The sequence below is a fragment of the Mesorhizobium sp. M4B.F.Ca.ET.089.01.1.1 genome (genome assembly GCF_004022605.1).
In the GTDB taxonomy this organism is placed as follows: domain Bacteria; phylum Pseudomonadota; class Alphaproteobacteria; order Rhizobiales; family Rhizobiaceae; genus Mesorhizobium; species Mesorhizobium abyssinicae.
Genome location: NZ_RZOS01000028.1, coordinates 21,004 through 28,429, shown reverse-complemented (window position 1 = coordinate 28,429; position 7,426 = coordinate 21,004). Strand labels below are relative to the sequence as shown.

Below are 7,426 nucleotides of genomic sequence, written 5' to 3'. Positions count from 1 at the left end.
TAGGAAATCTCAGGCGGCGGCACCTTCTTCGATGCACAAGCGGAAACGACCGCTGCCGACACCGATAGGATCAGCACGGCACGAATCGGTGACATTTTACCTTTCATTGGTGGACTCCGTCGGAGAAAGGGGGGCTGGGACGGCGCTGTCGAGCTCGCGTGACCAGTCAATGGCATTGATGAAGACGCCGAGCGGATTCTTGCGCAGCTGATCCGTATTGCTTGGCGAGCGGATCACGATCGTGAGGATCGCAGTCCAGCGCATCGTGCTGGCAAGGCTTCCGCGCTCAAACACCTGCTCGGTCCATTTGACCTGGAATGAACTTTCGGAGGCTCTGACCACGCTGGTGACCTGTACCGAAACACTGCGCGTTCCGATCTGACCGAAGGGGTCGTTCGCCTTGGCGTATTCGTTGAGGAAGAGCGCTGCGCGATCGCTAGCAAAGTCGTACGCTGCCAACCAGTTCTGCCGAACCAAAACCGGATCGGTGGAAACGGAACGGACATTCTGGATGAAGCGGCCGAGATGCCAGGCGATCTGAGCATCCGAGGGCTCATAATTCCGGACCGCCGGCGCGACGGCGCGCGTCTCGCCGAAGCCATCGACCTCGACGACATAAGGCACGACACGGCTTTGCATCGACTGCCATACGAGTCCGCCGGAAAGCCCGGTCGCCAAGGCCAGGCAGCCAAGGGCCATGATCCGCCAGTTCCTGGCCTGCAGTCGAGATGAGCCGATGCGCTCGTCCCACAGTTGGGCGGCTTTTTGATACGGCGTGACCGGTTCGGGTGTTTTGCCGTAACGGTGCACGGGTCGCTTGAAGAGCATCTAGTCATCCTTGTCGTTGAGAGAGGGGTTGGCGCTGCCTCCCGGCCGGTCTCCGTCTCGGACAGCTTGCATGGCAGCGTGGCGATTTGCCCGGGCGGTCTGTTCAGAACGTAGGCGCCTTGCCCACGTCGGCGCCGAAACAGTGGCCGAACCGGCAGAGCGTTCGGTCATTGACGCTGTCGGCGCGCCGCCGGTCGCGGTCCACGCGGCATCGCGCCCGGCATCGGCGTTGCGCCCAACACTTGCAGTGGCGGATCGCGCTATGCGTATAGCGGCGCCGCCAGCTGCACTGGTTACACCATGCATTCCAGCAGCCACACCGGAGAGGCCAGCGTCGGGCGAGGTTGCGCGCCCGATCTGCCATGACGTGGAAGCAGCCGATCCCATTGTTGTGCCGGCTCGGATGGCGGCGAGACCGCCGCTGGTTGCCATACGCGCGCCAGCAAATGCTGTGCCTCCAGCAACGAGTGATACACCCGCTGCCGCCGCGGTCGTGCCGAGGGCGGCGCCCGCCCCAAGCTGCGGTGCGCCTGAGACAAGACCCGACGCGATCCCCGGCCCAAAAATGCCAAGGCCAAGCAGTGCCAGTGCGCCCAGTACCTGGGACATGGCACCGGCAAGATCCGGCTCCTTGCCTTGCAATGCGGAAGCGAACTCCCCGAAGAGCGTGGAGCCGATACCGACAATGACGGCGAGCACCATCACCTTGATGCCTGACGAGATAACATGGCCGAGCACGCGTTCGGCCAGGAACGCTGAACGGTTCCAAAGTGCGAATGGAACCAAAACAAAACCTGCCAGCGTGGTGAGCTTGAACTCTAGGATGGTGATGAAAAGCTGGATGGAAAGGATGAAGAAGGCGATGATAACCAGGAACCAGGCCATCAGCAGCACGAAGATGGTCAGTGCGTTGCCGAAGATTTCCGGGAAGCCCAGGAGCTGACTGGCTTGGTCAAGCATTGGCCAAGCACCTTCGAAACCGGTCGCGGCAATGCGGCCCGGGCGCAAGAGATTGTCTGCCGACAGATTGCCGGCCGACGCCTTAATCCCGAGACCGGCAAAAGAACGATAAACGATATCGGCGAGGTTCTTGAAATTGTTCAGAATGAAGGCGAAGACGCCAACATAGAGCACCTTGCGGACAAGCCGGCCGAGAACGCTGGTTTCGTCGCCGAGCGCCCACGCCAGGCCGGCAAGTGTGATGTCAATGCCGATCAGAATGGTAGTGAGGAAGGCGAGGTCGCCCGATAGCAGACCGAACCCGCTGTCGATGTAGCGGATGAAGGTCTCCATGAAGCGATCGATGACGCCAAGGTCGTTCATGCCGCTGCCTTTCTCGTCGTGATGAACTCGTGATTAATTGCCGGGATAAGCCGAGCCGGTACCCAAGAACCGCTTCGTCATCTCGCGGGCGGCTTCGTCTGACTGGGCCTTGCGGGCGGCATCCTCGGCCTCAGCTCGAAACTGCGTTGCGAGCAGCGTCTGGATCTGCATCTGCTGTTTTGTCGAAAGCGCCATCAGCTGGTTGGTGGCCTGGCTTGCCTGAAGCGCACCGGCCGCCCCTTGGCTGCGGTTGACGAGATCGGCGAGCAGATCGCCGTCGGCGCGGACGTTCTCGACGATTTGCGACTGGACACCCATGGTCTGGCGGAACGCCTGCATGGCGGTTTGCCAACGCTCCCGCGCAGCACTCGCCACATCGCTGACTTTGATCGTGGCGTCGTAGCTTTCCGGATATTGGCTGCGCCACTGGTCTTGAAGCTTGCCCAGATCAAAGCTGAGGCCACTCGCCTGGTCCATCAAGCCGTCGATGCGATGGAGCGAACCGGTGAGTTGGCCAACGGAAGAGAAATCCAGACGCTGAAGATTGCGCGCCATGTTCTGCAGCATGGTCGCCTGATTCTGCAGCGACTGGATTTGGTTGTTGATCTGCTCCAATGCGCGCGCGGCCGTCAGCACGTTCTGCGCATAATTGGACGGATCGAACACGATAAGGGCGTACGCGGGCTGCACATAGTCGGCCATAGGCTTGGCGATCAGGGAAACGGTGATCAGGCCGGAGAGAAGGCGTCGCCGCATCATGAGAATTGCTCCTTGTCTGGTTGAGGGAATTGCTTGAGAAGTTCGCCGGCCCAATCGAGGCCGCGCGCGATCAGGAACTGCGAGGCAAAGCTGCCTTGCCCGTCTTCGGACATGATCCTGTCGATCAGAGTCTGCGTGGCCGGATCGGAAGCACCGCAAAGCGCAAGAGCGATGGGGCCAAGCTCGAGCTCGAACAGACGGTTGCCGCGGCGCGATTGCAGATAATACTGACGCTTCGGCGTGGCGCGGGCGATCAATTCGATCTGCCGCTCGCTTAAACCGAAGCGCTCGTAGGCTGTGCGCGCCTGGGGTTCCACGGCACGATCATTGGGAAGGAAAATGCGCTGCGGGCAGCTTTCGATGATTGCCGGCGCTATGCCAGAGCCCGCGATATCAGCCAGCGACTGCGTAGCGAAGACAACCGACACGTTCTTCTTTCGCAGCACCTTCAGCCATTCGCGGATGCGGGCGGCGAACAGCGGATTGTCGAGATAGACCCACGCCTCGTCGAGCATGATCAGCGTGGGCCGTCCGTCGAACCGTTCCTCAAGTCGCTGGAACAGATAGGTAAGCACCGGCAGCAAAGCGCCTTGGCTGTGCATTAACTCCTCGGTCTCGAAACACTGCACATCCGACAAGGCCAGCCCATCATGATCGGCATCGAGCAGGCGGCCGAAGGGACCGTCGAGCGTGTAGGGCATCAATGCGGTCTTCAGCGCATTGGATTGAAGCAGGACCGAAAGACCGGTCAGTGTGCGTTCCTGCGCCGGCGCGGTGGCAAGGCTGGCCAGCGCTGACCAAATAGCCTCCTTCACCTCCGGCGTGACGGTGACGTTCTCGTGGGCAACAAGGCTGGCGATCCATTCGGCCGCCCAGCTTCGGCTAGCCTGGTCGTTGATGCTGCGCAGTGGCTGAAAGGCAAGGGAACCGTCCGCTCCTAGCGCGTGGTGTTCTCCACCCATGGCAAGTGTTGCAGCACGGGCCGAATTGCCTTTGTCGAAGACATAAACCTGGGCGCCGGCATAGCGCCTGAACTGCAGAGCAATCAGAGCAAGCAGAACCGACTTGCCGGCGCCGGTCGGACCAACAACCAGCATGTGGCCGACATCTTCGACGTGGGTGGAAAGCCGAAACGGTGTCGACCCACTGGTCTCGGCAACGAAAAGCGGTGGCGCTTCGGTTTGGGTGACTTTCGCGAGATGCTCGTTTGTCGCAGGACCGGCCCAAACCGACGACAGCGGCATGAGATGGGCAAGGTTCAATGTATGAACGAGCGGTTGGCGAACGTTAGCGTAGACATGGCCAGGCAATGAGCCGAGCCAAGCCTCGACCGCATTGACGCCTTCTCGGATCGTGGTGAAGCCGAGCCCATTGATGATGCGCTCGACCGCGCGAAGCTTCTCTGCAGCGGCTTGGCGATCCTCGCCCCACACCGTCACGGTGGTGGTGAGATAGCCGAAACTCACATGATCACCGCCCAATGCCTGAAGGGCTTCGTCGGCATCGAGCGCCTTGTTGTCGGCATCGTTATCGACAAGCGGGACCGGCTCGTTGGTAATGACCTCGCGTAGGATTGCCACGATCGATTTGCGCTTGGCAAACCACTGCCGGCGCAATCGCGTCAGCGTCTTCGTGGCTTCCGTTTTCTCGAGCGGAATGAAGCGCGTCATCCAGCGATAGGCGAAATCCTGATGATTGAGGGTATCGAGGATTCCGGGCCGGGTGAGGTTCGGAAAGCCGAGGATGGTCAGTGTGCGAAGATGCTGCTCACCCAGCATCGGCTCCAGGCCACCGGTAAGCGGCGCATCGACCAGGATTGCATCCAGATATATCGGCGTTTCCGGGGCCATGATAGGATGGCGACGAGGCGAAATCGTGCCGTGGAGGTAGGTCAACGTCTGAGCATCATCGAGGACGCGTACTTCGGACATGAAACCCGAGAAGAGATCGAGCACGCGGTTGGTCTCGTCACGGAACCTCGCCAGATCCTGGCGCCAGTCTCTTTCTCCTCGGGAATAATGAGAGTCGACGAGCGCGCTTTCTGCGCGCGCCTGGGCGTCCGGCGGTGGCATAAACACCAAGGTCAGATGATAGCGGCTCTCGTAGTGCGCTACCTTCCCCTCGAAAGCAGCGCGGCGTTCTTCGTCGACCAGCCACGACGCGGCGTCAGGAAAATGCGAGTTCGGATAGCCCAGCGCTTCTGTGCGCTCGGCCTCAAAGAACAATGCCCAGCCAGAGCCAAGGCGTCTGAGAGCATTGTTCGCCCGGGCGCAAATGCCGACGAGTTCAGCCTCCGTCGCACTTTCGAGATCCGGGCCGCGGAACCGCAACGTCCGCTGAAAGCTGCCGTCCTTGTTGAGCACGATGCCGGGCGCCACCAAGGCAGCCCAGGGTAGATGGTCGGCAAGCCGGTCGGCTTTGCTTCGATATTCCGAAAGGTTCAGCATGCAAGCCACCCCTTCAGACGTAGGTGGCGCACAAGCACGCTGGCGAAGTCCGGATCGCGTCTTGCGGCAAACACCGCTAACGAGTGGCCTGCGATCCAAAGCACCAGACCAGCAATCCATTGCTGCAAGCCGAAGCCAATGGCCGCGGCCACTGTACCGTTGAGGATCGCCACCGCGCGCGGAGCCCCGCCGAGCAGGATCGGCTCGGTCAGCGCCCGGTGGACCGGTACTGCGAAGCCCTCGATATGCTGCTCCCCGGCGGCCATCAGACGAGCGCCCCACCACCGAAGGAGAAGAAGGAGAGGAAGAAGCTCGATGCCGCGAAGGCGATTGACAGACCGAAGACGATCTGAATCAGGCGCCGAAAACCACCGGCGGTGTCGCCGAAGGCAAGCGTCAGGCCGGTGGTGATAATGATGATCACCGCAACGATCTTGGCGACCGGTCCCTGCACGGACTCCAGGATCTGCTGCAGCGGCTGCTCCCACGGCATGCCGGAGCCGGCGGCATAAACCGGGGCCGTGTTAAGAAACGCGAGCGCTGTGGACGAAAGAAAGCGAAGCTTCTTGCGCATGAGGAAGGCCTTTCAAAGCTGCTGGAGTTGCGAAAGCGTGAGCGGGGCAACGGCGTAATCGCCGCTGCCGTCGAGACCGGTGACCTCGGCGATTGCGTCGATGTGGCGCGACGAGCCGCGTCCCGCTATGAAGACGATCAGATCTATCGCCTCAGCGATGAGCCGGCGGGGAACGGTGACCACCGCTTCCTGGGCGAGTTGCTCAATGCGATAGAGAGCCGAGCGCGCGGAATTGGCGTGTACGGTAGCGATGCCGCCTGGGTGCCCGGTGTTCCATGCCTTCAGCATGTCGAGCGCTTCCGCGCCCCTCACCTCGCCCACGATGATGCGGTCCGGCCTGAGCCTCAGCGTCGAGCGCACGAGATCGGCAAGGGTGACCGAGCCCCGCCTTGTTCTCAGGGCAACGCAGTCCCTGGCCGCGCACTGCAGTTCGCGTGTGTCCTCGATCAGGATCACCCGATCGTCGCATTCGGCGACTTCAGCCAGCAGAGCGTTGGCGAGTGTTGTCTTCCCCGAGGAAGTGCCGCCGGCGATCAGCATGTTGCGCCGCTCGCGGACGGCCTTTTTCAGCGCATCGGCCTGCAGCGGCAGCATGATGCGTTCGGCAACATAGTCGGCCAGGGTGTAGACTTTCGCGGCGGGCTTGCGGATGGCAAAACATGGCGCCAACACCACAGGTGGCAGCAGGCCTTCGAAGCGTTCGCCAGACGGCAATTCGGCACTGACGATCGGGTTGTCGGCGTGCGCCTCGGCGCGCACGTGCGAAGCAACCAGGCGGATGATACGTTCTGCCTCGGACGGGTGCATGTGAACGTCGGTATCGACCCGACCTTCGCCTAACCGGTCGAGTCGCAGCGCGCCGTCGGGATTGACCATCACCTCGATGACGGACGGATCGGCCAGGGCTTCGGTGATTGCCGGACCCATGGCGGTGCGCAGCATGACACGCCGCCGGTGGTCGGCCTCGGGATGAGAGCTCATCCTTCCCCTCCCCCACCATTGTCTTTGCTAAGCGACTTTTTGCCGGAAGCGATCTGGCGGCCGACCTTCTCAACGAATTTCTCGAAACGCTCTTGGGCAATAGCCTGCGTTGCCCGATCCGGGACCGGCGTGTGGGCGTGAAGGGTGATCGAAAAGCGGATGAAGAGCGCCAGGCTCTCCAGGATCACCTCGGAATCGCGCCTGACGTGGGCAAGATCGCGGGAGAGCCGGTCAAGCCTTACGCCGTAGCGCCGATCGAACTCGCTCTCGCCACGCCGCTCGATGAACGCCTCGATCGCCTTCGCCACGATCGCTGATTTGGTCGTTGACGGATCGCGACTGAGGTTGTCCAGTTTCTCGCTGAGCTCCGGCTCAAGCAGAAACTGATGGCGAATGCGGTGCGGCTTCATGCGGCTCGTTCCGACGGCCCGGCGTTGCGCCGGCGACGGGAGAAGCATCGGCCAGACGCTCAAAATTGCTTATGGCCGTTATCTACGCTGAGGTGCGCTCTGCA

Annotated in this window: 8 protein-coding genes; all 8 read right to left on the bottom strand. The window is 61.6% G+C overall.

The window, feature by feature from the left end; genetic code table 11:
* Window positions 1-96: 96 nt before the first annotated feature.
* The 8 genes from trbF to EN780_RS05070 are packed head-to-tail and all read right to left on the bottom strand — an operon-like array spanning window position 97 to window position 7,322.
* Entirely contained in the window at window positions 97-828 is a 732-nt protein-coding gene (gene trbF / locus EN780_RS05105; RefSeq protein ID WP_126063930.1) for a conjugal transfer protein TrbF, read from the bottom strand.
* Window positions 829-2,151 (bottom strand): P-type conjugative transfer protein TrbL, encoded by a 1,323-nt coding sequence (gene trbL / locus EN780_RS05100; protein ID WP_126057783.1) that lies wholly within the window; start codon window positions 2,149-2,151, stop codon window positions 829-831.
* Between the two features lie 33 nt (window positions 2,152-2,184).
* Window positions 2,185-2,910, bottom strand: coding sequence for a P-type conjugative transfer protein TrbJ (trbJ, locus tag EN780_RS05095; RefSeq protein ID WP_024502854.1), 726 nt, complete (start codon window positions 2,908-2,910; stop codon window positions 2,185-2,187).
* Window positions 2,907-5,357: a conjugal transfer protein TrbE gene (trbE, locus tag EN780_RS05090; protein ID WP_126057782.1), complete on the bottom strand. Its 2,451-nt coding sequence runs from the start codon at window positions 5,355-5,357 to the stop codon at window positions 2,907-2,909. The genes trbJ and trbE overlap by 4 nt, the downstream gene beginning before the upstream one ends.
* Window positions 5,351-5,623: a VirB3 family type IV secretion system protein gene (locus EN780_RS05085; RefSeq protein WP_024502852.1), complete on the bottom strand. Its 273-nt coding sequence runs from the start codon at window positions 5,621-5,623 to the stop codon at window positions 5,351-5,353. Before EN780_RS05085 ends, trbE begins: the two co-directional genes overlap by 7 nt.
* Window positions 5,623-5,931: a TrbC/VirB2 family protein gene (locus tag EN780_RS05080; RefSeq protein ID WP_126057781.1), complete on the bottom strand. Its 309-nt coding sequence runs from the start codon at window positions 5,929-5,931 to the stop codon at window positions 5,623-5,625. Before EN780_RS05080 ends, EN780_RS05085 begins: the two co-directional genes overlap by 1 nt.
* A gap of 12 nt (window positions 5,932-5,943) precedes the next feature.
* Window positions 5,944-6,912, bottom strand: coding sequence for a P-type conjugative transfer ATPase TrbB (gene trbB, locus EN780_RS05075; RefSeq protein ID WP_024502850.1), 969 nt, complete (start codon window positions 6,910-6,912; stop codon window positions 5,944-5,946).
* Window positions 6,909-7,322: a CopG family transcriptional regulator gene (locus EN780_RS05070; protein ID WP_095488561.1), complete on the bottom strand. Its 414-nt coding sequence runs from the start codon at window positions 7,320-7,322 to the stop codon at window positions 6,909-6,911. The genes trbB and EN780_RS05070 overlap by 4 nt, the downstream gene beginning before the upstream one ends.
* Window positions 7,323-7,426 lie beyond the last annotated feature (104 nt).

Excerpts from the sequence above, each read along its gene's own strand:
- trbF (WP_126063930.1), bottom strand. The coding sequence starts at position 828 with ATGCTCTTCAAGCGACCCGTGCACCGTTACGGCAAAACACCCGAACCG.
- EN780_RS05085 (WP_024502852.1), bottom strand. The coding sequence starts at position 5,623 with ATGGCCGCCGGGGAGCAGCATATCGAGGGCTTCGCAGTACCGGTCCAC.
- EN780_RS05070 (WP_095488561.1), bottom strand. The coding sequence starts at position 7,322 with ATGAAGCCGCACCGCATTCGCCATCAGTTTCTGCTTGAGCCGGAGCTC.
- EN780_RS05080 (WP_126057781.1), bottom strand. The coding sequence starts at position 5,931 with ATGCGCAAGAAGCTTCGCTTTCTTTCGTCCACAGCGCTCGCGTTTCTT.
- trbJ (WP_024502854.1), bottom strand. The coding sequence starts at position 2,910 with ATGATGCGGCGACGCCTTCTCTCCGGCCTGATCACCGTTTCCCTGATC.
- trbL (WP_126057783.1), bottom strand. The coding sequence starts at position 2,151 with ATGAACGACCTTGGCGTCATCGATCGCTTCATGGAGACCTTCATCCGC.
- trbB (WP_024502850.1), bottom strand. The coding sequence starts at position 6,912 with ATGAGCTCTCATCCCGAGGCCGACCACCGGCGGCGTGTCATGCTGCGC.
- trbE (WP_126057782.1), bottom strand. The coding sequence starts at position 5,357 with ATGCTGAACCTTTCGGAATATCGAAGCAAAGCCGACCGGCTTGCCGAC.